We start from the raw sequence: 21768 nt of genomic DNA, 5'->3' as shown, positions 1-21768 counted from the left end.
CGGTGGCCGTTCCCCAAGCCGCCTGCGGAGTGACGCATGACCGATACGCCCCCTGACGTCCGGAGTTTCCTCGATTATCGCAACGCCTTGCCCGGACCGGCGCGGCACGCGATGCCGCCCGCCGAGGCGCGCGAGGCGTTCCGCGCGACTCGCGCGCTCGCCGATCTGCCGGTCGGTGAGCCGGCGGCGGCCGGCCGATGAGCAACGACGCCAACGCCCGCCTGCCCTACCGTCCTTGCGCCGGCGTCATGCTGGTCAACCGCGACGGCAAGGTCTTCGTCGGCCAGCGCATCGATACGATCCTGGAGGCATGGCAGATGCCGCAGGGCGGGATCGATCCCGGCGAGGACGCCTATGCGGCGGCGGTCCGCGAGCTCGGCGAGGAGACGGGGATTTCGCCCGACAAGGTCGAACTGGTCGCCGAGGCGCCGGACGACTTCTTCTACGACCTGCCCGACGACATGGTCGGCAAGGTGTGGAAGGGCAAATGGCGCGGCCAGCGTCAGCGCTGGTTCCTGTTCCGCTTCCTCGGCGAGGATGCCGACGTGCGGATCGACACGCCCCACCCCGAATTCCGCGCCTGGCGATGGAGCGATCCTGACGACCTGCCGACGCTGATCGTGCCGTTCAAACGCGATCTCTACACGGCCGTGCTCGCCGCGTTCCGGCCTCGGCTCGGCGCAGACCAAACGGGGTGAGCGGATTTTGGGGGTTTCCTCTACGGACTCAACGGGTAGAGCGCGCGATGTGCGCGCTACCCTGCTGTCCCCGATCCTCGTTCTGATCCTCGCCCCGCTGCTGCTCGCCAACGCGGCGGCGGATGGCGAGCCGGACGACAGCAAGGTGCCGATCCCCGCCGCGATCCGCTCGATGCTCGATGCGGCGATCGAGAGCGGCAACGACGGCGACGTGTCGGTGGTGGTCAAATATGCCCGGCTTGCCGATCCGGCGAGCGCCGATGCGGTGCTGGCGATCGCGCAGAAATGGCGCAGCGACCGCGCGCAGGCGCGGCAGACGACGATCCGGCAGGCGAGCATGTTCGACCTGTGGAGCGGCCGCGCCGAGCTCGGCGGCTACATCACCACCGGCAACACCGACAGCAAGGGCGGTTCGGCGGTGCTCGACCTGACCCGCGAAGGCCTGCAATGGCGGCACAAGTTCCACATCCAGGCGGATTATCAGGAAAACGCCGGGATCACGACGCGCGAACATTATCTCGCCAGCTACGAGCCGAACTACAAGATCAAGGATCGCGTCTACCTCTACGGCGCCGCGCAATATGAAGAGGACCGGTTCCTCGGCTTCTATCACCGCTATTCCGCGTCGACCGGCGTCGGCTACAGCGCGATCAAGACCTCGGCGATCCGGCTCGACATCGAGCTCGGCCCGGCGTTCCGCCAGACGGCGTTCACCGATCAGACCGACCAGAGCAACATCGCCGGTCGCGGCACCCTGGCGTTCAACTGGCGGCTGCTGCCCGGCCTGTCGGTGACGCAGAACGCGTCGGCCTATGTGCAAAGCTCGAATTCGACGCTGAGCGGCACGACCTCGGTCAACGCCAAGCTGATCGGGCCGCTGTCGGCGGCGCTGTCGTACAACGTCCAATATGAAAGCATGCCACCGGTGGGGTCGCTGTCCACGGACACGACCAGCCGCGCGTCGCTGGTATACAGCTTCTAGGCTGACGCGCAGCGGCCGGTTCCCCCCGCCGCGTCCATCGGCTAACGTCCCCGGATGAGAGGATTGCCGGACGACGAAGACGCACTGGTCGCGACGATCGACCAGGCCGCGATGCTGGATCAGGTCGAGCGCTGGGCGGCGGTGAACAGCGGGACGCGCCATCTCGCCGGGGTCGGGCGGATGGCGGCACTGCTCGCCGACGCCTTCGCGGTGCTGCCGGGGGAGATCATGCTGGTCGAACCCGAACCGGCCGAAGCGGTTGCCGCCGACGGCAGCGTCGCGGACATCGCCCACGGCCGCCACCTCCACCTGCGGGTGCGGCCCGACGCGCCGGTGCAGATGCTGTTCACCGGCCATATGGATACCGTCTATCCCGCCGATCATCCTTTCCAGACGCTGACCCGCCGCGCCGACGGCACGATCAACGGCCCCGGCACCGCCGATATGAAGGGCGGCCTCGCGGTGATGCTCGCGGCGCTCCGGGCGGTCGAGGCGGCGGGCGCGGCGCGGCTCGGATATGAGGTGGTGATCAACTCCGACGAGGAGACCGGATCGCTGTCCTCGGCCGCGTTGCTCGCGCGGGCCGCGCGCGGCAAGGTCGCGGCGCTGACCTACGAACCGGCGCTGCCCGACGGTACGCTCGCCGGTGCACGCGGCGGTACGGGAAATTTCTCGATCGTGGTGCGTGGGCGTAGCGCGCACGCTGGCCGCAATCCCGAAGACGGCCGCAATGCGATCGTCGCCGCCGCGGCGCTGGCGGTGCGGCTCGCCGAGGCGCACGCACCGGGCCTCGCGGTCAATCCGGCGCGGATCGACGGCGGCGGTCCGAACAACGTCGTCCCCGATCTCGCCGTGTTGCGCGTCAACTTCCGCCCGGCCGCCGCCGCCGAGATCGCCCGCGCCCGCGCCGCAATCGACGCGGCGGTCGCAAAGGTCGCCGCGGCGCATGACGTCGCGATCACGGTCCATGGCGGCTTCAATCGCCCGCCCAAGCCGCTCGACACCGGCGCGGAGGTGCTGTTCGGGCTCGTCGCCGCCGTCGGTGCCGATCTCGGCATTCCGATCGCGTGGCGCGCCACCGGTGGGGTGTGCGACGGCAACAACATCGCCGCCGCCGGCGTCCCCGTCGTCGACACGATGGGGGTGCGGGGCGGGGCGATCCATTCGCCGGACGAATTCATGATCGTCGACAGCCTCGCCGAGCGGGCGGCGCTGTCGGCGCTCACCATCCACCGCATCCTGCGAAAGGGGCATGCATGACCTTCCGGATCAGGGCGGCGCGTGCCGACGACCTGCAGCATCTCTACGAAATGGCCAAGCTGACCGGCGGCGGCTTCACCAATTTGCCGCCCGACCGCACCGCGCTGCGCGGCAAGCTCGAGCGCGCCGGGGCCGCCTTCGCGCGGCAGGACGGCGCGGTCACCGACGAATTGTTCGTGCTGATGCTGGAGAATGTCGCGACCGGCGAGGTGCGCGGCACCTGCCAGCTGTTCACGCAAGTCGGGCAGCAGCATCCTTTCTACAGCTACCGCCTCGGCACGCTGACCCAGCACAGCAAGGAGCTGGCGCGCACCTTCCGTGCCGAGATGCTGGCGCTGACCACCGATCTGGAAGGATCGTGCGAGGTCGGCGGGCTGTTCCTCCATCCCGGCGAACGCGCCGGCGGGCTCGGTCTGCTGCTCGCGCGCAGCCGCTATCTGTTCATCCGCGCGCACCGCGCCCGCTTCGCCGACCGTATCCTCGCCGAATTGCGCGGCGTGATCGACGAGGCGGGCGGCTCGCCGTTCTGGGACGGGCTGGCGGGGCGGTTCTTCGGGATGAACTTTCAGGACGCCGATCAATTCAACGCGATCAACGGCCATCAGATGATCGCCGACCTGATGCCCAAACACCCCATCTATACCGCGATGCTGTCCGAGGCGGCGCGGTCGGCGATCGGCCTGCCGCATCCCAGCGGTCGCGCGGCGATGCGGATGCTGGAGAACGAAGGCTTCAGCTACGAACATTATGTCGACATCTTCGACGGCGGCCCGACGATGACCGCGCGGACCGACCGGGTGAAGACGATCGAACAGGCACGCGAGCGGCGGATCGTCGCGATCGACGACGTCGACGGCGACGAATCCCTGATCTCGGTCGGCCGGCTGGCGGACTTCCGATGCGCTTATGGGATGATCCGCCACGATGACGGCGGCATCGCCCTGTCGCGCGACTGCGCGGAGGCGCTCGGCGTCGGTCCCGGCGATGACGTATTGCAGGTGCCGCGGTGGTGATCGAGATCAATTTCGACGGCATCGTCGGCCCCAGCCACAATTATGCCGGCCTTTCGCCGGGCAATCTCGCCGCGACCGCGCATGCTGGGCAGGTGTCGCAACCGCGCGCGGCGGCGTTGCAGGGGCTCGACAAGATGCGCGCCAATCTCGCGCTCGGGCTGACGCAGGGCGTGCTGCTGCCGCACCGGCGGCCGGACAGGGCGTGGCTCGATACGCTGTCGACCCGCTACGAAGACGCGCCGCCGCTGTTGCAGGCGCAAGCCATGTCCGCCTCGGCGATGTGGGCGGCCAATGCCGCGACCGTCTCGCCGGCGCCGGATACGGCGGACGGCCGCTGCCATCTCACCGTCGCCAATCTGATGACGATGCCGCATCGCAGTCACGAATGGCCCGAGACGCTGGCGCAGCTCCGCGCCGCCTTCGCGAAGGACGCCTTCGCCGTCCACGGGCCGATCCCCGCCCCGTTTGGCGACGAGGGCGCGGCCAACCACATGCGCCTCGCCGCGGCGCATGACGCGCCGGGGGTCGAGCTGTTCGTCTACACCGTCGCCGGCGGCCAATTCCCCGCACGCCAGCACCTGCAGGCGAGCGCCGCGATCGCGCGCGCGCATCGGCTCGATCCGGCACGGACGCTGTTCGTCCAGCAGTCGGAGGAGGCGGTCGCCGCCGGTGCCTTCCACAACGACGTCGTCGCGGTCGCCAACGAACGCGTGCTGTTCGCGCACGAGCGCGCCTTCGCCGACAAGGACCGGCTCTACGCCGACCTGCGCCGCCTGCTGCCCGAAGTCGAGATCGTCGAGGTGCCGGAGAGCGAGGTCAGCCTCGCCGACGCGATCGCCTCCTATCTGTTCAACGCACAGCTCGTGACGACCGCGCACGGGCCGACGCTGGTCGTGCCGATGGAGGCCAGGGCCAATAGCGCGGTCTGGGGCTGGCTCGAACGCCATCAGGCCGGCAACGGCCCGATCCGCCGGGTCGAGACGGTCGACGTCACCCAGTCGATGGCCAATGGCGGCGGCCCCGCCTGCCTGCGGCTGCGCGTCGTCGCCGATCCCGCCACGATCGATCCGCGCTTCCTCGTCGATGCGGCGAAGCTCGATGCGATCGGCGCGATCGTCCGCCGCTGGTGGCCCGAGACGATCGACCCCGACGCCCTCGGCGACGACGCCCTCATCCGGGACATCGAAACCGCCCACGGCAGGCTGCGGCAGGCGCTGGACCTGTCGGGTTAATTGACAATTAACCTAACGCTGCCCGCGGCGAATGGCAGTTTTCCGCCACTGGCCCGGTGCTTGCGTGGGGCAGCGCATGTGGACACGGATCAAACGCCTCTTCACCATCAAGACGAAATTCGAGGCGTTCCTCGTCATCTATGGGCTCGGCCTCGGCGCGGTCGAGCGCGGCATCCATTATCTCCAGCAATATCCGGGCTATGGCGGCTGGCTGCTGTTCGCCTGCTGTCCGATCGCGGTGTTCATGGTCGGCGGCGTGCTGCTCGATTCGGTCGAGCGGCGGCAGTCGGACTAGGGCCGCCCGATAGGATAAGTTCGTCGCATCGTCGCGCAGGATGCTTATCTGGACGCTGATGAGCGGGCTTACCCATTTACAACGGCTTGAAGCCGAAAGCATCCACATCATGCGCGAAGTCGTCGCCGAGGCGGAACGGCCGGTGATGCTCTATTCGGTCGGCAAGGATTCGGCGGTCATGCTGCACCTCGCGCGCAAGGCCTTCTTCCCCGCACGCCCCCCCTTCCCGCTGCTGCACGTCGATACGACGTGGAAATTTCGCGCGATGTACGACTTGCGCGACAAGGCCGCGGCCGATGCCGGGATGGAGCTGATCGTCCACACCAATCCCGATGCGGTCGCCGCGGGGATCAACCCCTTCGATCACGGCAGCCGCCACACCGATCTGTGGAAGACCGAGGGGCTCAAACAGGCGCTGAAGGCGGGCGGCTATGACGTCGCCTTCGGTGGCGCGCGCCGCGACGAGGAGAAGAGCCGCGCCAAGGAGCGGATCTTCTCGTTCCGCTCGGCGAGTCAGGGCTGGGACCCCAAGGCGCAGCGGCCCGAACTCTGGAGCCTCTACAATGCGCGCATCCACCGCGGCGAGAGCATCCGCGTCTTCCCGCTGTCCAACTGGACCGAGCTCGATATCTGGCAGTACATCCTCGATCAGGGGATCGAGATCGTCCCGCTTTATTTCGCCGCGCCGCGCCCGACGGTGGAGCGCGACGGCATTCTGCTGATGGTCGACGACGATCGCTTTCGGCTGCATCCCGGCGAAGTGCCGGTCGAACGCTCGATCCGCTTCCGCACGCTCGGCTGCTATCCGCTGACCGGGGCGGTCGAGAGCGCGGCGGCGACCCTGCCAGACGTGATCCAGGAGATGCTGCTCACCACCACCTCCGAACGCCAGGGCCGCGCGATCGATCACGATCAGGCCGCCAGCATGGAGAAGAAGAAGCGCGAGGGGTATTTCTGATGACCGCCTATACGCCCGACGCGCTAATCGCCGCGGACATCCATGCCTACCTCGACGGTCATGCGCACAAATCGATGCTGCGCTTCATCACCTGCGGCTCGGTGGACGACGGCAAGTCCACGCTGATCGGCCGGCTGCTCTACGATTCGAAGACGATCTTCGAGGATCAGCTCAGCCAGCTCGAGGCGGACAGCAAGCGGCTCGGCACGCAGGGGCAGAATATCGATTTCGCCCTGCTCGTCGACGGGCTTGCCGCCGAGCGCGAGCAGGGCATCACGATCGACGTCGCCTATCGCTTCTTCGCCACCGACAAGCGCAAGTTCATCGTCGCCGACACGCCCGGCCACGAACAATATACCCGCAACATGGTGACGGGCGCCTCGACCGCCGACCTGGCGGTGATCCTGATCGACGCGCGCAAGGGCGTGCTGACGCAGACGCGGCGCCACTCCTTCCTCGCCCATCTGATCGGCATCCGCCACATCGTGCTGGCAGTGAACAAGATGGACCTGGTCGATCACGATCAGGCGCGGTTCGCGCAGATCGTCGCCGATTACGAAGCGTTTGCGGACAGTATCGGCATCGCCGGCTTCACCGCCATCCCGCTCTCCGGCCTGACCGGCGCCAACATACTGGCCCGCTCCGACGCCATGCCCTGGTACGAAGGGCCGGCGCTGCTGCCGCATCTCGAGACCGTGCCGATCGAGGCCGATCGGGCGACCGCCGCACCGTTCCGGCTGCCGGTCCAATGGGTCAACCGGCCCGATCTCGATTTCCGCGGCTTCGCCGGCACGATCGCCGCCGGCCGCATCCGCACCGGCGATCCCATCCGGATCGTCCCGTCGGGCAAGACGAGCAAGGTCGCGCGGATCGTCACCTATGACGGGGATCGCGACACGGCTGGCGCCGGCGAGGCGGTGACGCTGGTGCTCGCCGACGAGGTCGATTGCTCGCGCGGCGACGTCATCGCCGCCGCCGAGGCGCCGCCCGAGGCCGCCAACCAGTTCGAGGCGACGCTCGTCTGGCTCGCCGATACCGCGCTCGTCCCCGGTCGCGGCTATTGGCTCAAGCTCGGCACCCGCACTGTCGGCGCCACGGTGCAGCCGCCCGCGCATGTCGTCGACGTCAACACGCAGGCGCATCTCTCGGCCAAGACGCTGGCGCTCAACGATATCGGCGTGGCGGAGGTGTTCACCGACGCGCCGCTGGTCTTCCAGCCCTATGCCGACAGCCACGAACTCGGCGGCTTCATCCTGATCGATCGCGAGACCAATGCGACGGTCGCCGCCGGGATGATCCACCACGCGCTGCGCCGCGCGCAGAACGTACATTGGCAATCGGTCGACATCACCCGCGAGGCGCACGCCCGGCAGAAGGGCCAGTCGCCGCGGCTGCTGTGGTTCACCGGCCTGTCGGGATCGGGCAAGTCGACGATCGCCAATCTGGTCGAGAAGAAGCTGCATGCGCTCGGCCGCCACAGCTTCCTGCTCGACGGCGACAACGTCCGCCACGGGCTCAACAAGGATCTCGGCTTCAGCGATGCCGACCGGATCGAGAACATCCGCCGCGTCGGCGAGGTCGCTAAATTGATGACCGATGCCGGGCTGATCGTGCTGACCGCCTTCATCTCGCCGTTCCGTGCCGAGCGCGATCTGGTGCGCGGCCTGCTGCCCGCCGGCGAGTTCGTCGAGATCTTCGTCGATACGCCGCTGGCCGAGGCGGAGGCGCGCGACCCCAAGGGTCTCTACGCCAAGGCGCGAGCCGGTGAGATCGCGCATTTCACCGGTATCTCCAGCCCCTACGAACCGCCGGAGCGGCCCGATATCCATATCGACACGCGTCGCGAAAGCGCCGAGGCTGCCGCCGAACGGATCGTCGAGCATGTGCTCGGCGTGTGGAGTTTCGAACTGTGACGGCTGCGGCCACCGACGTCGAACTGGCGCGCAGCGTCGCCGTAGAGGCCGGCGCACTGCTGCTCGCGATCCGCGACCGCGGCGAGGCGCACGGCAAGGCGCTCGGCGACGCCGGCGATCGCGAGGCGAACACGCTGATCCTCGATCGCCTGCGCGCCGCGCGACCCGACGACTTCATCCTGTCGGAGGAATCGATCGACGACCGCGCCCGCTGTGCGGCCGAGCGGGTGTGGATCGTCGATCCGCTCGACGGCACCCGCGACTATGCGGAGGGGCTCGACGATTGGGCGGTGCATATCGGCCTCGCGATCGGCGGCCGTCCGACGGTGGGCGCGGTGGCGGTGCCGACCACCGGCCGCGTCTACACCACCGCCGAGGCGCGCTGCACGCATCTGCGCAGCGCCGCCGCCCCGCGCATGGTGGTCAGCCGCACCCGCATGACCGACATGGTCGCGCGGGTCAGCGAGGCGCTGGCGACGACACGGGTCGGCATGGGGTCGGCGGGGGTCAAGGCGATGGCGGTGGTCGACGGCCGCGCCGACATCTACCTGCACGACGGCGGCCAGTATGAATGGGACAATTGCGCGCCCGCCGCGGTGGCGCTGGCGGCGGGCCTCCATGCCTCGCGCATCGACGGCAGCCCCCTGGTCTACAATTGCGCCAATCCGCTGCTCCCCGACCTGCTGATCTGCCGCCCTGAACTGGCGGACCAGGTGCTGGCGGCGGTCGCTGCGGCTACGCGATAGGCGCGGCCCGGCGGCCGCGCCGTTGGTCTCAGGTGATGTTGGCCCCGCTGATGTGGATCGTCCCGTTGACTCCCGCCGGGAAGAAGCCGCCGGACGGCACGGAAGTGGCGGAAGCATAAAGCACGCCCAATGCCTGCTCCGGAGTACGACGGATCTGGATCCAATTGGCGTCTTTGATCGTGATGTTCGACGTCACGGCGTTCTTGCCCGAAAAATTCCCGATACCCCGATCAAGCGTGCTGGGGCCATCGAACTGGTCGCGTCCGCCGCTCATGGCATTGGCGCGGTCGAACAACGAGGTTTCACCCGCGGCTGGCTTGAGCGGCTCGAGGTCTGCCCGGTAGAATAGGGCATTGCGCACCGTCGAGTCGTTCGCCGCCACCCCGGCGCTCAGCGTACCGAGCGATGCGCTTACATCGCTGCCGGCGACGGCAGCCACCCGGGTGATCGCACTGGTGGCGACGGCGAACAATGCCACCGCACCGAGCAGGAAGTCCTTTTCCGACGCATAGGGGTTGAAGGCGCTCGCCGGCGCCTGGGCGTTGGGGCCACTATAGGCGGCGATCGCCTGAAAGGCGCTACCCTGCCCTCCGGAGATGTCGATCGAAGGCTGGGCGGTGACCGCCGACCCCAGCGCTCGACGCAGCAGGCCGACGCGTGCAACCGTCGCACCCCAGACCTCGCGCACCAGCGTCTTGAGCGCCGGATCGGAAAACGCGACCGCTTGCCCGCCCTTCACCTGCCCCGCCGCACCGCTGCCGCTCGTTAAACTCGCCGACAGCGTCGTCCCATCGAGCGAGCGCTGGAGATAGGCGGCGAGCAGGTAATGCAGCTGCAACGTGAAGTTCAGCCAATCTGCACTCGTCGCCGTATAGGCCCCCGGTACGGCGGCGGTGGCCGTCGCCGTTGCCGTCGGGGTGGGCGCAGGAACGCTGGTCGCATCCCGGATTTCGTCGTTGCACCCCGACAGCAACGCCAGCCCCCCCGCCGCCACCGATGCACCGCCGATCAATCCGAGGACGCGCCGCCGCGTTTCGCTGACATCCGTCCCCTTCACGTTCATGCCCATGATATCATCCCCCCTTGCTGCTGTAGATCAGTTCGCTTTGCCGCTGCGCACGACGGCGCCGTTGATTCCGTTCGGGAAGAAACCGCCTCGCGTGACCGCATCCGCGCTCATGAAAAGCACGTTGAGCGCCTGTTGCGGCGTTCGGCCGAGATAGACGCCGGTCGCATCGGTCGTTGCCGTGCGCGCCGTGCCATCGACCGGCGACAGCCCCAGGTCGGTGCCTGTCGATCCATCGATCCGGTCCCGCCATGCCGCCAGCCGGTCGACCTTGGTGAGTAGGCCAGGGCTGGACTGAGCCAATTCATACAGCATCGACCGGATCGTCGTGGCGTTGCTGGCGGCGCTCGCCGCCATCGACGCCATCATCGGCCGCGTCACCTCGTTGGTCATGCCCGGCAGCAGCGCGGCATAAACGGACGCCTGAACGCTCACGAAGGTCTCCGCTGCCAGCAGTAGGTTGCGGACCATCTCGAAGGCGTCGGTCGGCGACGGTTCGTAGAGGTACAAGGTCGTGTCCGCCGTCATCGCGCCGGCCGCCACGAACAATCTGGCGAAAGTCGCCGCCGAATAGTCGATCAGGGTCTGCGCGGGCGCATCGGCACGCAAGATTCCGCGTAGCATCAGCGTACGATACCAATGTTCGTCCGCCATCTCGTGGATACGGGCCTGGATGCCGCGCACGCCGCTGGGGAAGCTGACCGGGAGCACCGACGTCGCCGACACCCCCGGTTGATCGCTGAGTTCGCCGCCGCGGATATGCTCGGCCGGCAACTGCCGCCCTTTGCCATATGTCAGAACCTGCAAGAAGTTGGTCGTAAGATATTGCAGGTTGAGCGCGAACTGTAGCGGCGCGGTATCGACCGACGACGACACCTGCGCCGTGGCCGGCCTCGCCAGTCCGGTGAGGATCGCGCCCCCTACCAGCGCTGCCAGTGCAGCACGGCGACCGCCATTGCACACCCCGACGTCGCCCTCGAACCATTCCTCCCCCGTCATCTTCCTCTCCCCTGACTTGACCCGCCCCCTCGGCGTGACGCCGGATTAACCGGATGCGCAACAATCGCATCGGCTGCCCCTTTCGCCTGTTTGGATCAAAAAGATTTGTAGGACAATACAGAAACTGAATATCGTATTTATTCCGAGCCGGGGGCCATGGAGGGGCCATGCAGCCCAACGGTAACAGGGGGGAGGCCAAGTCGATGTCGAGAAAAGGAAAACTTGTCGCAGGGGTCGCCGTTACGGCGATGGTCGCAGCGTTTGCTGTCAGCGATGCCACAGCACAGACACAAGACGCAAAAACCCAGGCGAATGCAGAGGATAAGGCTACCGAACAGAAGAAAAAGGTGAAAGTTCAAGAACGTGAGAGCAAGCGCACCAAGAAGGCGGCCAGCTCATCGAAGGTTGACGAATCGCAACCCAAGATCAGCAACGAATCGGGACGACTTGAAGGTGACATCGTCGTCATCGGCCTGCGCGAGAACGTGAAGGGCGCCCGCGCCGCGAAGCGGCACGCGCAGCAGATCGTCGACGTCGTGGTTGCGCAGGACATCGGCAAATTGCCGGACAAAAACGTCGCCGAGGCACTCGCCCGCGTTCCGGGTGTACAGATCGATCGCGAACGTGGTGAAGGCGGCACGATCAAGATCCGGGGGCTCGATGGGGTGATGACCACGGTCAACGGGTCACCGACCTTCTCCGCGGGCGACCGGACCACCTATCTCCAGGATATCGCGTCGGACCTCGTCGCCGGCATCGAAGTCTACAAGACGCGCACGCCCGATCAGGTCGAGGGCAGTCAGACCGGGGTGGTCAATCTCACCATGCGCCGTCCGACCGACTTCAAGCACGGCGCCACCTACTCGCTGAACCTGCGCGAAGATTATGCGGACCAGGTGAAGCGCTTCAATCCGTACTACAGCGCGCTGATCGCCTACAATGCCGACACCGGTATCGGGAAATTGGGCTTCACGCTCAACGGCACCTACAACAAGGTGAGGTGGAACGAGGCGATCCGCTACAATGCGCTGCCGGCTCTGATCACCGATCCCCGCCTGATCGTCTCACCCACGACGCTTCCGGCGAATACCTATATTCCGCCGCAGGTGGGCTTTGCCGGGACGAACGGCTGGTCCCAGCGCGCAGCACTTTCGGCATCGGCGCAATGGCGCCCGGACGACCATTGGTCGATCACGCTGGAAGGCGGATACAACCATCAGACGATGCTGTGGGCGGATCACCGGTTCGACATTCCGGTCACCTACTCGGCCTCGTCTGCGCCGCCACCCGTGTTGTCGAACATCGTGATGGCGGATGACGGCCGTCTGGTGAAATCCGTTTCACTCAATAGCATCGACCCGGTAGGCCCGGGGCGCGATTCCTACCAGCATAAGACCGTCGCCTTCAACGGGCGCTTCCAGGCCGAATATCGCAGCGACCAGTTCGAGTTCAACACCTGGGTGAACTACACCCGATCGGACAACGACTCGAACGACATCTTCCACTGGGTGCGCTTCAATCAGCAACCGCAGTTCGACGTCGTGTTCAACGATCCCGCCGACCCGAAAGGCGGTTCGAAGGTCACCTTCAAGAACATCGACCTGACCGATCCCAAGAACTATCTCTACGTCGACGGTTTTTCGCAACGCAAGGAATTCACCCATAATAGCGCAAAAGAGTTCCAGGCGGACCTGCGGTACAACACGCCGTGGAATTTGGTCGATTGGTTCAAGGTCGGCGTGCGCTATTTCGAACGTGTCTATGATCGCCAGTGGGGCCAACGGGAATTTTACAACCTACGGATACCGATCAGTAGCTTGCCAGACTATCACCTTTCGGGCCTCGGTGCTGCTCAGGGAGGGTCCAATGCCAATTGGCTGATTGGCGACAACGACTCGATTCGCTCCAGCTTCAACGCCATCCGCAGTCTGGCGGTCAAAGTTCATCCGGAGCTGATCGACTATTATCCGGCGTACAATCCATTCCGCGCCTTTTCGGGTCCCGAAACGACGTACGCCGGGTACGGCATGGTTCATTATAATGTCAAACTGCTCTTCCCGATCGAAGGGACGGTCGGAGCGCGGCTGGTCAACACGATCAGAAAGTTGAGGGCATTACAGCGCACAACATCGGTCGAGTTGGTCAACGGACGCTATCAGGTCGTCGATACCGACACGCTAAACGCGCCGAAGAATAATTCTCTCGATGTGTTGCCCAGCCTGAATGCGATCGTCCACATCACACCAAAATTGCAGCTTCGCACCTCATATACCTATGGGGTCGATCGCCCCTCCTCTTATCTGCTCAACCCTGCGCTTTACATAAACCTTGCCAATGCCGGCCAACCCTATGCCTCGGGAGGCAATCCCAAGCTTGGCCCGATCAAGAAGACCGCCTATGACGCGTCGCTGGAATGGTATTTCGGCGCGACAGGATCGATCAGCCTGGCTGCGTGGCAGTGGAACCAGGACGGTCTGCTCGCCAACCAACAACTCCCGGAATACCTTCCGGAGTCGCCCGATATGCCGACGCTGGTTACCCGCCCCTATAATCTCGGCAAGGGGCATCATCGCGTTCTGGAAGGATCGGCAACCACCTTCTTCACCTTCCTGCCCGGCATACTCAAATCGTTCGGCGGCTCGGTCAACGCCACGCTCAACATGACCCATGTCGATTATCCATCATATAACAACAAATATGATGCAGTTGCGCGTTCTGGTCCCTATCTCTGGGTATCGAAGTACATCTACAATCTGGTCGGCTTCTACGAACGCAACGGTCTCAACGTCCGCGTCGCGTACAACTGGCGTTCGCGGCAACAGGTCTGGCGCGACGCCTATAACCCGTATAACAACATCTTCGTCGACCCGATCGAACGGCTCGATGCTTCGATCAACTATGACATCAACAAACACCTGACCGTCGCGCTTGAAGGGTCCAACCTGACGCGTAACGGCACCAAGAGCTATTTCGGCACATACGACGTGCCGCGGGATGTCCGCTATTTCTCAAGGAACTTCAGCTTCTCGGTGCGGGCGAAGCTCTGACGTACCCGTGCCGGCGGACCCAAGATCCGCCGGCACGGCATCGGCTGCCGTCACCCGGCCACCTAACTTTCTGTTACACCGGCAGTCACGCCCGCCGCATCGGCATAGCGCCGCGCGATCACCGCGCAGGCGATCAGCTGGAGCTGGTGGAACAGCATCACCGGCAACAGCACCGCGCCGACCTGCGCCGCGGGAAACAGCACGCCCGCCATCGGCACCCCGGAGGCGAGACTCTTCTTCGAGCCGCAGAACAACAGCACGATCGCATCCTCGCGGGGCAGACCGAGCAGCCGCCCGGCCAGCCAGGTGAACGCCAGCACCGCAGCGAGCAGCACCGAACAGAAGAGGCCGATCAGCATCAGGTCCTCCGGGGATACGCGGTGCCACAGACCCTCGACCACCGCCGCCCCGAAGGCGCTGTAGACGACGAGCAGGATCGAGCCGCGATCGACGATCGTCAGCAGCCGCCTCTGCCGCGCGACAAAGCCGCCGATCCACGGCCGCAGCAGATGGCCGGCGACGAACGGGAGCAGCAACTGCGCGACGATCGCCTCGACCGCCGAGAGCGAAATGCCGCTCCCCTGCCCGCCGACGCCGCTGCCGATCAGCAGCGCGACCAGCGCCGGGGTCAGCACGATGCCGACCAGGTTGGAGAAGGAGGCGCTGCACACCGCCGCGGCGACGTTGCCGCGCGCGATCGCGGTGAAGGCGATCGAGGATTGCACCGTCGACGGGAGCAAGGTGAGGAACAGCATCCCAGTCGCCACCGCGCCGGTGAGACCGGGCAACCGGCCGAGCGCGAGGCCGAACAGCGGGAAGACGAGGAATGTGGTGGCGACGACGGTGAGGTGCAGCCGCCAGTTGCGCGCGCCTTCCCAGATCGCGGCGCGTGACAATTTGGCGCCATGCAGGAAGAAGAGCAGCACGATGCCGACATCCGCGGCGCCGGCGACGATATCCACATAGCCCCCTCGCGCCGGCACCAGGCTGGCGATCACCACCGTGCCGAGCAGCATCAGGATGAAAGGTTCGAAGAAGGAGAGGATCGCGCGCAGCATGGCCAGCGCTTAGGCCGTCATCCGCCGCACGGCCACCCCGTGATCGCCGACGGGGGATATGAAAACCCCCGCCGAACCATCTCTGGTCCGCGGGGGAGATCCTGGTGCGCCCGGAACGATTCGAACGTCCGACCCTCAGATTCGTAGTCTGATGCTCTATCCAGCTGAGCTACGGGCGCACATCGGAGGCGCGCTGATAGCAGACGTTTCGCCCGGCGCAAGTGCGTTGCGCCATTTTCTGCGCGCGCATAGACCGATGGCATGAAAACCGCCCTCCTGCTCGCCCCCGTGCTCGTCCTCCTCCCGCTCGCCAGCTGCGCGCACGATGCGACGCCCTATCCGTCGCTGGCGCCGCGTGCGGTGGAGAAACTGGGCTTCGCCGAACCGGCGGTCGCGATCGTCGAAGCCAAGCCCGATCCGGCGCTCGATGCGAAGATCGCCGACTGGCAGCGCACGCTCGATACGATCGCCAAGGGGTATGGCAACGATGCCGCCAAGGCCGACGCCGCCGCCGGTCGCGCGCGGGGCAAAGGCGTCGGCAGCGATGCCTGGCTCGATGCGCAATCGGCGCTGGCCGGACTGGACGACTGGCGGGCGCAGACCTCGTCGCTGCTCACCGATCTGGACCGGGCGGCGACCGACCGCGCCGCGGCGCTCGCCCCCGCCTATCCCGCGCTCGCCACGCTGCGCGAACGGATCGTCGCCGAGGCGGATCGACAGAGTGCCACGATCGACCGGCTGCAGGCGATGCTGCGCGCCGCCTAGCGACGCCACTTGAGCAGCGGCAGGATCGTCGAATAATCGTCGGTCCAGGCGACGAAGCCGGCGCGTGGGGTAAGCGGCACCCAGCGCGCATCCGCCTTGCCCAGCGCGCGCATCGTCGCCGGGTCCCGCGACAATGCGATCCACTGACTCGGCGAGGCGACGGGGGTGGGCTGCTCGGGCTGGTAATAGAGCTTGGCGGCCTGCCAGCCGCCCGCCTGCGCCGCGGCGGCGACGACCGGTTCGAGATCAAGGAAGCGGTTGGAGATATGGACGAGCAGCAGCCCCTTGCGTTGCAGCACCCGCGCATAATCGCCGAACGCCTCGCGCGTCATCAGATGCATCGGAATCGCGTCGGACGAGAAGGCATCGAGCGCGAGCAGGTCGAGGCTCGCCGGCCGGTCCGCCTCGATGCTGATCCTCGCGTCACCGATACGGATGTCGGGCCGCGGCAGGCAGTTCCTGAGATAGGTGAACTGGCCGGTGTCGCGCGCGATCCGCACCACCGCCGGATCGATCTCGTAGAAGCGCCAGCGCTGCGCCGGCTGCGCATAGCAGGCGAGCGTCCCGGTCCCCAGTCCGACCACCCCGACCCGCGCCGCCGGGCCGTACAGTCCGTCGAGTGCCTCCATCGCGCGGCCGATGCCGGAGGGTGGCGCGTAATAGGTCGTCGGCAGCCGTTCGAGGACGGGACTGCCGGTGAACTGGATACCGTGCACCGTCGTGCCATGGTCGAGCTCGCGCACGCCGCGCCCGTCGCGGATCGTGTACACGCCGAAATAGCTGCGCGTCCGCGCGCCCTGTTCGAGCGACAGCTCCACCGCGCGCCAGCCGCCGAAGATCACCAGCGTCACCGCCAGGATCATCGCATAGGACGGGCGCGCACCAACCGAGATCACCCCGATCAGCGCGATGCCGATGAAGGTCAGCCCCTGATGCCCCTCGCCGAACAGCGCCACCGGCCCGCGGAAGGTCAGCGCCGTGAGCAGCACCAGCGTCGCCACGACGCCGGCATAAGCGAGGCGCCGCTTCGCCGGCGTCGTCCACAGGCTGCGGATGCGGTGCGTCAGGAACACCTGCGGCACGAGCAGCCCCGCCGCGAAGATCAGGATCGGATATTCATAGGTCCAGTCGAACACCACCGGCGCGACCAGCCCGGCGAACACGCCGCCGAGCGCGCCGCCGAATGCCATCGCGAGATAGAATCCGGTCAGCCGGTCTGGCTCGGGCCGCAGCCGGTACATCTGGGTGTGCAGCGCGACCGACGCCATGAACAACAACGTCAGCGCGATGGTGAGATTGACCAACGGCGATTCGTTGAATCCGCCGATCATCACCCCGCCGAACATCAGGATGGTGATCGGCGCGATCCGGGTGAGCAAATCGGCGATCTCGCGGTTGGCGGCGAAGGCGATCGTGAAGCTGAGCAGATAGAGGCCGAGCGGCAGCACCCACAGCAACGGCATCGCGACGATATCGGTGGTGATATAGGTCGAGGTCGCGAGCATCAGCCCCGACGGCACCAGCGCCAGCGCGACCCAGTGCATTATCCGTCGCCGCGTCGCCGGTACGCTGGTCGGCCGCGCGACATCGGCGCTCGCCCCGCGCGGCAGGCGGAACGCGCAGGCGATCACCAGCACGATCAACAGCACATAGCCGCCGCTCCACAGCCAGCTCTGCTGGCGCAGCGCGAGCAACGGCTCGACTAGCAACGGATAGGCGATCAGCCCGCCGAAACTGCCGAGGTTGGACGCCGCATAGAGCGCATAGGGATCGCCCTCGCGGCTCGCGATGCTGAACCAGCGTTGGACCAGCGGCGCCTGTGCGGAGACGGCGAAGAACAACGGCCCGATCGATGCACCGAGCAGCCACGGCACCCACAGCGCCGGGGTGACACCCGCCGGGCTGCCGGTCAGCGCGAGCCCGATCGGCAACCATGCCGCGCCGACCAGCAGCACCCCGAGATGGATGAGCACCTGCAACCCCGGCCGCACCCGCGCCAGCGCGTGCGCATAGGCGTAACCGCCGAGCAGCAGCGTCTGATAGACGAGCATCGCCGAATTCCACACGGCGGGCGCGCCCCCGAGCCGCGGCAGCGCCATCCGCGCGACCATCGGCTGGACGAGGAACAGCAGGAACGATCCGGTGAGGATCGTGACCACGAAGGTGATGCGGCAGGCGCGCATGGCGCCCTCCGTTGGCTCAGCCATTCAGCAGTCGCGCCGCATGCGCTGCGTGATAGGTCAGCACGCCCGAACAGCCGGCGCGCTTGAACGCCATCAGCGTCTCCAGCACCAGCGCGTCGCGCTCGCCCGCGCCGGCGGCAACCGAGGCCTCGAGCATCGCGTATTCGCCCGACACCTGATAGGCGAACACCGGCACCTCGAAGCGCGTCTTCACCCGCACGATGATGTCGAGATAGGGCAGGCCGGGCTTGACCATCACGCTGTCCGCGCCCTCGGCAAGGTCGAGCGCGACCTCGCGCAGCGCCTCTTCCGCGTTGGAGGCATCCATCTGATAGGTCTTCTTGTCGCCCTTGAGCAGCCCGCGGCTGCCGACCGCGTCGCGAAACGGGCCGTAGAAGCCGCTCGCATATTTGGCGGCATAGCTCATGATCTGGACGTTGTGGGCACCCTCGCCCTCAAGCGCGCTGCGGATCATGCCGATGCGGCCGTCCATCATGTCGGACGGCGCGATGATGTCGGCACCAGCGCGCGCCTGGTTGAGCGCCTGCTGGATCAGCAGATCCGCGGTCGAATCGTTGACGACATAGCCCGCCGCGTCGACCAATCCGTCATGGCCGTGACTGGTATAGGGGTCGAGCGCGACGTCGGTCAGCACGCCGACCTCGGGCACCGCATCCTTGATCGCGCGGATCGCACGGCACATCAGATTGTCGGGGTTGAGCGCCTCGCGCCCGTCGTCGGTCTTGAGCTCAGCCGGCGTGAACGGAAACAGCGCGACGCAGGGGATGCCGAGATCGTGCGCTTCCTTCGCCCGCGCGACGATGCCGTCGACCGACCAGCGCGACACGCCGGGCAGGCTGTCGATCGGCTGTTCGACGCCCTCGCCCCCGACGATGAACATCGGCCAGATCAGATCGGCCGGGGTCAGCACGGTTTCGGCATGGAGGCGGCGGCTCCAGCCGCTCGAACGGGTACGGCGCAGACGGAGCGCGGGATAGGCAGCGGTCATGACGCATCCTGCTTGACGGGTATGGCTGGCTTTGAGGGATCGCGGCGCACTTGCCAAGCGTTGCGCGCCCGTAACCGATCGGAACCCCATGACCCAGTTCACGTCCGCCGCTCTGATCGTCAACGCCAAGTCCCGAAAAGGTCAGGCCCTGTTCGAACGCGCATGCAAGGCGTTGAGCGGACTACCTTATCCCGTCGATGCCCATGCCGTGGAAAATCCCGACGACCTCGTCGAGACGGTGCGCAACGCGCTCGCCAAGAAACCGCAGCTCGTCATCCTCGGCGGCGGCGACGGCACGATCAGCGGGCTGGTCGACCTGCTCGTCGGCCACGACGTGGTGCTCGGCGTGCTGCCGCTCGGGACCGCCAACAGTTTCGCGCGTACGCTCGGCCTGCCGATGGACGTCGAGGGCGCGATCGAGGCGATCCGCACCGGCGTGCGCAAGCGCATCGACCTCGGCCGCATCGACGGCGACTATTTCGCCAATTGCGCGGCGATGGGGATCAGCCCCCAGATCGCCGAGACGGTGCCGCACGGCCTCAAGAAGGTGCTCGGCCGGATCGGCTATCTCGGCTGGGCGAGCTGGCAGTTCGCGCGGTTCAAGCCGTTCATCCTGACCGTCGACGACGGCAACGAGACCAAGACGATGCGTGTCGTCGAGGTGCGCATCTCCAACGGGCCGTATCACGGCGGCACCTGGCTGGTCGACGAAGCCTCGGTCAATTCGGGCGAGATCGTCGTGCAGGCGGTCACCGGCCGCTACAAGCGGACGCTGGTGAAGAACTGGGCGGCGAGCTTCTTCGGCCACGAATCGCGGCATCAGGATACGGTGAGCTTCTCGGGCAAGTCGCTGCGTATCGACACCAAGCCGTCGCTGCCGATCTCGATCGACGGCGAGGTGCTGGCACATACGCCGGTGATGGCGGAGGTCGCCCCCGGGGTGATCGAGGTGATGGTACCGGCCTCGGAGTGATTTGTCGCGAATACGGGAAATGGTTTCGCTCTAAGGCGCGGAGACGCGGGGGCTTTGCAGAGCGACGCGAACGCCCACCGTTTGCCCTGAGCCTGTCGAAGCCTGCCCCCTTCGCGTCTTCGCGGGCAAATCACCCCACCGGCATCTGCTTGGCGGTCGGTTCGGTGGCGGCCTTGGCGTGCTCCTCGCCCTCGACCGCGGGCAGCAATTGCCCCTTCCGCCAGCTGCCGTAGCGGTAATAAGCGATCGTCATCACCATCGATGCCGCCGAGCCGGCCGGGAAGCTCCACCAGATCGCGTCGGCGCCCCAGCTGGGTTGCAGGGCATAAGCCAGGCCGAGCCGGATCGGGAAGAGCGCCACCGCCAGGATCAGCAGCGGCCCGACCACCGCGCCATTGGCGCGCACCGTCGCCGACAGCACCATCGAGACGCCGAACAGCAGGAAGCTCGCCGAGCCGATGATATTGATGTGCGCCGCGAGATCGATCGACCCGGCATCGCTGCCGAGGAACAGCCCCAGCGCGGCGCGGTCGAGCACCGCGACCGCGACGATCAATGCCGCCGTCATCGCGAGGTTGAGCAGCAGCCCCGATCGCGTGATCCGCGCCACCCGTTCCCAGCGCCCCGCGCCGATATTCTGCGCGACCATCGCACTCACCGCCGCGCCGACCGACATCGCCGGCATCTGAATATAGGTCCACAGCTGGCTCGCCGCGCCGTAAGCGGCGGTGGTCGTCGTGCCATAGCCGTTGACCAGCCCGATCATCGCCAGCGCCGATCCGGTCGCGACCAGCATCTGCAACCCCATCGGCACGCCCTTGGTGACGATCGGCCGCAGCAGCGCCGGATCGGGGATCAGATAGCGCCACTCCGCGCCGCGCAGCCGCACGACGAGATCGCGGCGGTAGACATAGGCGAGCAGCGCCGCGAACGACACGGTATTGGCGATGAAGGTCGCCGTCGCCGACCCGGCGATGCCGAGTGCGGGGATCGGCCCCGCCCCGCGGATCAGCAGCGGATTGAGCAGCACGTCGACCAGCGAGCCCAGCGCCATGAACTTGAGCGGCGTCACCGAATCGCCTGCCCCGCGCAACACCATGCTGAGCAGCACCGCCAGAAAGCTGGTCGGCATCGCGACGAAGATCACCCGAAGGTAGGAAAGTGCCAGCGGATAGGCGTCGGCCGGGGTGCGCAGCGCGGTGAGGATCGCCGGCGCGGTCATCCAGCCGGCCGCGACGACGAGCAGCGACAGGATCGCGAACAGACCGTGTGCGGTGCCGACCACGCGGCGGACGCCGTCGATATCGCGCCGGCCCATCGCCTGCCCGATCAGGATCGTCGCCGCCATGCCGAAGCCGAACACCGCCGATACCAGCAGGAACATAACAAGTCCGGCATTGGTCGTCGCCGCCAGCGCGCGCTCGCCGAGCAGCTGGCCGATCCAGATCGCGTTGATCGAGCCGTTGATCGACTGGAGCACGCTCGACCCCAAGGTGGGGAGCGCGAAGAGCAGGAGCGTCTTGCCGATCGGCCCGGACGTCAGGTCGCGTTGCGGTCTCGCCATTCGTGAT

At 66.7% G+C, this 21768-nt stretch carries 19 protein-coding genes and 1 tRNA gene; 13 read left to right on the top strand and 7 right to left on the bottom strand.

Features of this window, described 5'->3' with window-relative positions; translation table 11 throughout:
- The first annotated feature begins 36 nt into the window (after positions 1 to 36).
- From AC07UH_RS07280 to AC07UH_RS07235, 10 genes are all read left to right on the top strand, one after another.
- Positions 37 to 201 carry a hypothetical protein gene (locus tag AC07UH_RS07280; protein ID WP_171009379.1) on the top strand — a complete coding sequence of 55 codons (165 nt, stop codon included), beginning with the start codon at positions 37 to 39 and terminating at the stop codon, positions 199 to 201.
- A complete protein-coding gene (locus AC07UH_RS07275; protein ID WP_495180314.1) occupies positions 198 to 698 on the top strand; it encodes an RNA pyrophosphohydrolase in 501 nt (166 codons plus the stop codon). The genes AC07UH_RS07280 and AC07UH_RS07275 overlap by 4 nt, the downstream gene beginning before the upstream one ends.
- Before the next feature lie 49 nt (positions 699 to 747).
- Positions 748 to 1680 (top strand): DUF481 domain-containing protein, encoded by a 933-nt coding sequence (locus AC07UH_RS07270; protein ID WP_038659061.1) that lies wholly within the window; start codon positions 748 to 750, stop codon positions 1678 to 1680.
- A gap of 54 nt (positions 1681 to 1734) precedes the next feature.
- Positions 1735 to 2940 (top strand): hydrolase, encoded by a 1206-nt coding sequence (locus tag AC07UH_RS07265; RefSeq protein WP_495180315.1) that lies wholly within the window; start codon positions 1735 to 1737, stop codon positions 2938 to 2940.
- Entirely contained in the window at positions 2937 to 3953 is a 1017-nt protein-coding gene (locus AC07UH_RS07260; protein WP_495180316.1) for an arginine N-succinyltransferase, read from the top strand. The genes AC07UH_RS07265 and AC07UH_RS07260 overlap by 4 nt, the downstream gene beginning before the upstream one ends.
- A complete protein-coding gene (locus tag AC07UH_RS07255) occupies positions 3947 to 5185 on the top strand; it encodes an N-succinylarginine dihydrolase (protein WP_495180317.1) in 1239 nt (412 codons plus the stop codon). Before AC07UH_RS07260 ends, AC07UH_RS07255 begins: the two co-directional genes overlap by 7 nt.
- A gap of 76 nt (positions 5186 to 5261) precedes the next feature.
- Positions 5262 to 5480, top strand: coding sequence for a hypothetical protein (locus AC07UH_RS07250; RefSeq protein WP_038659049.1), 219 nt, complete (start codon positions 5262 to 5264; stop codon positions 5478 to 5480).
- 58 nt (positions 5481 to 5538) lie between these two features.
- On the top strand, positions 5539 to 6438 hold the full coding sequence (gene cysD, locus AC07UH_RS07245) for a sulfate adenylyltransferase subunit CysD (RefSeq protein WP_495180318.1): 900 nt from the start codon (positions 5539 to 5541) through the stop codon (positions 6436 to 6438).
- Positions 6438 to 8351, top strand: coding sequence for a sulfate adenylyltransferase subunit CysN (cysN, locus tag AC07UH_RS07240; RefSeq protein WP_495180319.1), 1914 nt, complete (start codon positions 6438 to 6440; stop codon positions 8349 to 8351). The genes cysD and cysN overlap by 1 nt, the downstream gene beginning before the upstream one ends.
- On the top strand, positions 8348 to 9097 hold the full coding sequence (locus AC07UH_RS07235; RefSeq protein WP_495180320.1) for a 3'(2'),5'-bisphosphate nucleotidase CysQ: 750 nt from the start codon (positions 8348 to 8350) through the stop codon (positions 9095 to 9097). The genes cysN and AC07UH_RS07235 overlap by 4 nt, the downstream gene beginning before the upstream one ends.
- A 28-nt stretch (positions 9098 to 9125) precedes the next feature.
- Here the strand turns inward: AC07UH_RS07235 and AC07UH_RS07230 are convergent, their stop codons facing one another.
- A complete protein-coding gene (locus AC07UH_RS07230) occupies positions 9126 to 10160 on the bottom strand; it encodes a ferritin-like domain-containing protein (RefSeq protein WP_495180321.1) in 1035 nt (344 codons plus the stop codon).
- A gap of 33 nt (positions 10161 to 10193) precedes the next feature.
- Positions 10194 to 11162 carry a ferritin-like domain-containing protein gene (locus tag AC07UH_RS07225; RefSeq protein ID WP_495180322.1) on the bottom strand — a complete coding sequence of 323 codons (969 nt, stop codon included), beginning with the start codon at positions 11160 to 11162 and terminating at the stop codon, positions 10194 to 10196.
- Between the two features lie 167 nt (positions 11163 to 11329).
- On the opposite strand from AC07UH_RS07225, the gene AC07UH_RS07220 reads away from it, so the two are divergent.
- Positions 11330 to 14209 carry a TonB-dependent receptor gene (locus AC07UH_RS07220; RefSeq protein ID WP_495180323.1) on the top strand — a complete coding sequence of 960 codons (2880 nt, stop codon included), beginning with the start codon at positions 11330 to 11332 and terminating at the stop codon, positions 14207 to 14209.
- 62 nt (positions 14210 to 14271) lie between these two features.
- On the opposite strand, the gene AC07UH_RS07215 is transcribed toward AC07UH_RS07220, so the two are convergent.
- Positions 14272 to 15267, bottom strand: coding sequence for a bile acid:sodium symporter family protein (locus AC07UH_RS07215; protein ID WP_495180324.1), 996 nt, complete (start codon positions 15265 to 15267; stop codon positions 14272 to 14274).
- Positions 15268 to 15369: 102 nt separating this feature from the next.
- Positions 15370 to 15446, bottom strand: a tRNA-Arg gene (locus AC07UH_RS07210).
- Positions 15447 to 15528: 82 nt separating this feature from the next.
- Here AC07UH_RS07210 and AC07UH_RS07205 point away from each other — a divergent pair.
- Entirely contained in the window at positions 15529 to 16032 is a 504-nt protein-coding gene (locus AC07UH_RS07205; protein WP_495180325.1) for a hypothetical protein, read from the top strand.
- Here AC07UH_RS07205 and AC07UH_RS07200 read toward each other — a convergent pair.
- Positions 16029 to 18239 carry a hypothetical protein gene (locus AC07UH_RS07200; RefSeq protein WP_495180326.1) on the bottom strand — a complete coding sequence of 737 codons (2211 nt, stop codon included), beginning with the start codon at positions 18237 to 18239 and terminating at the stop codon, positions 16029 to 16031. The two genes, AC07UH_RS07205 and AC07UH_RS07200, sit on opposite strands and share 4 nt — an antisense overlap.
- Positions 18232 to 19224: a porphobilinogen synthase gene (hemB, locus tag AC07UH_RS07195; protein WP_038659025.1), complete on the bottom strand. Its 993-nt coding sequence runs from the start codon at positions 19222 to 19224 to the stop codon at positions 18232 to 18234. The genes AC07UH_RS07200 and hemB overlap by 8 nt, the downstream gene beginning before the upstream one ends.
- Positions 19225 to 19312: 88 nt before the next feature.
- On the opposite strand from hemB, the gene AC07UH_RS07190 reads away from it, so the two are divergent.
- Positions 19313 to 20197 (top strand): diacylglycerol/lipid kinase family protein, encoded by an 885-nt coding sequence (locus AC07UH_RS07190; protein WP_038659022.1) that lies wholly within the window; start codon positions 19313 to 19315, stop codon positions 20195 to 20197.
- Positions 20198 to 20327: 130 nt separating this feature from the next.
- Here AC07UH_RS07190 and AC07UH_RS07185 read toward each other — a convergent pair whose 3' ends face one another.
- Positions 20328 to 21761 (bottom strand): MATE family efflux transporter, encoded by a 1434-nt coding sequence (locus tag AC07UH_RS07185; protein ID WP_495180327.1) that lies wholly within the window; start codon positions 21759 to 21761, stop codon positions 20328 to 20330.
- Positions 21762 to 21768 lie beyond the last annotated feature (7 nt).

Source organism: Sphingomonas sp. GW821-FHT04B01 (genome assembly GCF_059420425.1).
The sequence above is the reverse complement of the archived record's forward strand: the minus strand, read 5'-3'. Positions and strand labels throughout refer to the sequence as shown.

Coding starts and splice junctions, on each gene's coding strand:
- AC07UH_RS07275 (WP_495180314.1), top strand. CDS start 198: ATGAGCAACGACGCCAACGCCCGCCTGCCCTACCGTCCTTGCGCCGGC.
- AC07UH_RS07185 (WP_495180327.1), bottom strand. CDS start 21,761: ATGGCGAGACCGCAACGCGACCTGACGTCCGGGCCGATCGGCAAGACG.
- cysD (WP_495180318.1), top strand. CDS start 5,539: ATGAGCGGGCTTACCCATTTACAACGGCTTGAAGCCGAAAGCATCCAC.
- AC07UH_RS07230 (WP_495180321.1), bottom strand. CDS start 10,160: ATGAACGTGAAGGGGACGGATGTCAGCGAAACGCGGCGGCGCGTCCTC.
- AC07UH_RS07220 (WP_495180323.1), top strand. CDS start 11,330: ATGCAGCCCAACGGTAACAGGGGGGAGGCCAAGTCGATGTCGAGAAAA.
- AC07UH_RS07205 (WP_495180325.1), top strand. CDS start 15,529: ATGAAAACCGCCCTCCTGCTCGCCCCCGTGCTCGTCCTCCTCCCGCTC.
- AC07UH_RS07265 (WP_495180315.1), top strand. CDS start 1,735: ATGAGAGGATTGCCGGACGACGAAGACGCACTGGTCGCGACGATCGAC.
- AC07UH_RS07250 (WP_038659049.1), top strand. CDS start 5,262: ATGTGGACACGGATCAAACGCCTCTTCACCATCAAGACGAAATTCGAG.
- AC07UH_RS07215 (WP_495180324.1), bottom strand. CDS start 15,267: ATGCTGCGCGCGATCCTCTCCTTCTTCGAACCTTTCATCCTGATGCTG.
- AC07UH_RS07225 (WP_495180322.1), bottom strand. CDS start 11,162: ATGACGGGGGAGGAATGGTTCGAGGGCGACGTCGGGGTGTGCAATGGC.
- AC07UH_RS07190 (WP_038659022.1), top strand. CDS start 19,313: ATGACCCAGTTCACGTCCGCCGCTCTGATCGTCAACGCCAAGTCCCGA.
- cysN (WP_495180319.1), top strand. CDS start 6,438: ATGACCGCCTATACGCCCGACGCGCTAATCGCCGCGGACATCCATGCC.
- AC07UH_RS07260 (WP_495180316.1), top strand. CDS start 2,937: ATGACCTTCCGGATCAGGGCGGCGCGTGCCGACGACCTGCAGCATCTC.
- hemB (WP_038659025.1), bottom strand. CDS start 19,224: ATGACCGCTGCCTATCCCGCGCTCCGTCTGCGCCGTACCCGTTCGAGC.
- AC07UH_RS07280 (WP_171009379.1), top strand. CDS start 37: ATGACCGATACGCCCCCTGACGTCCGGAGTTTCCTCGATTATCGCAAC.
- AC07UH_RS07200 (WP_495180326.1), bottom strand. CDS start 18,239: ATGGCTGAGCCAACGGAGGGCGCCATGCGCGCCTGCCGCATCACCTTC.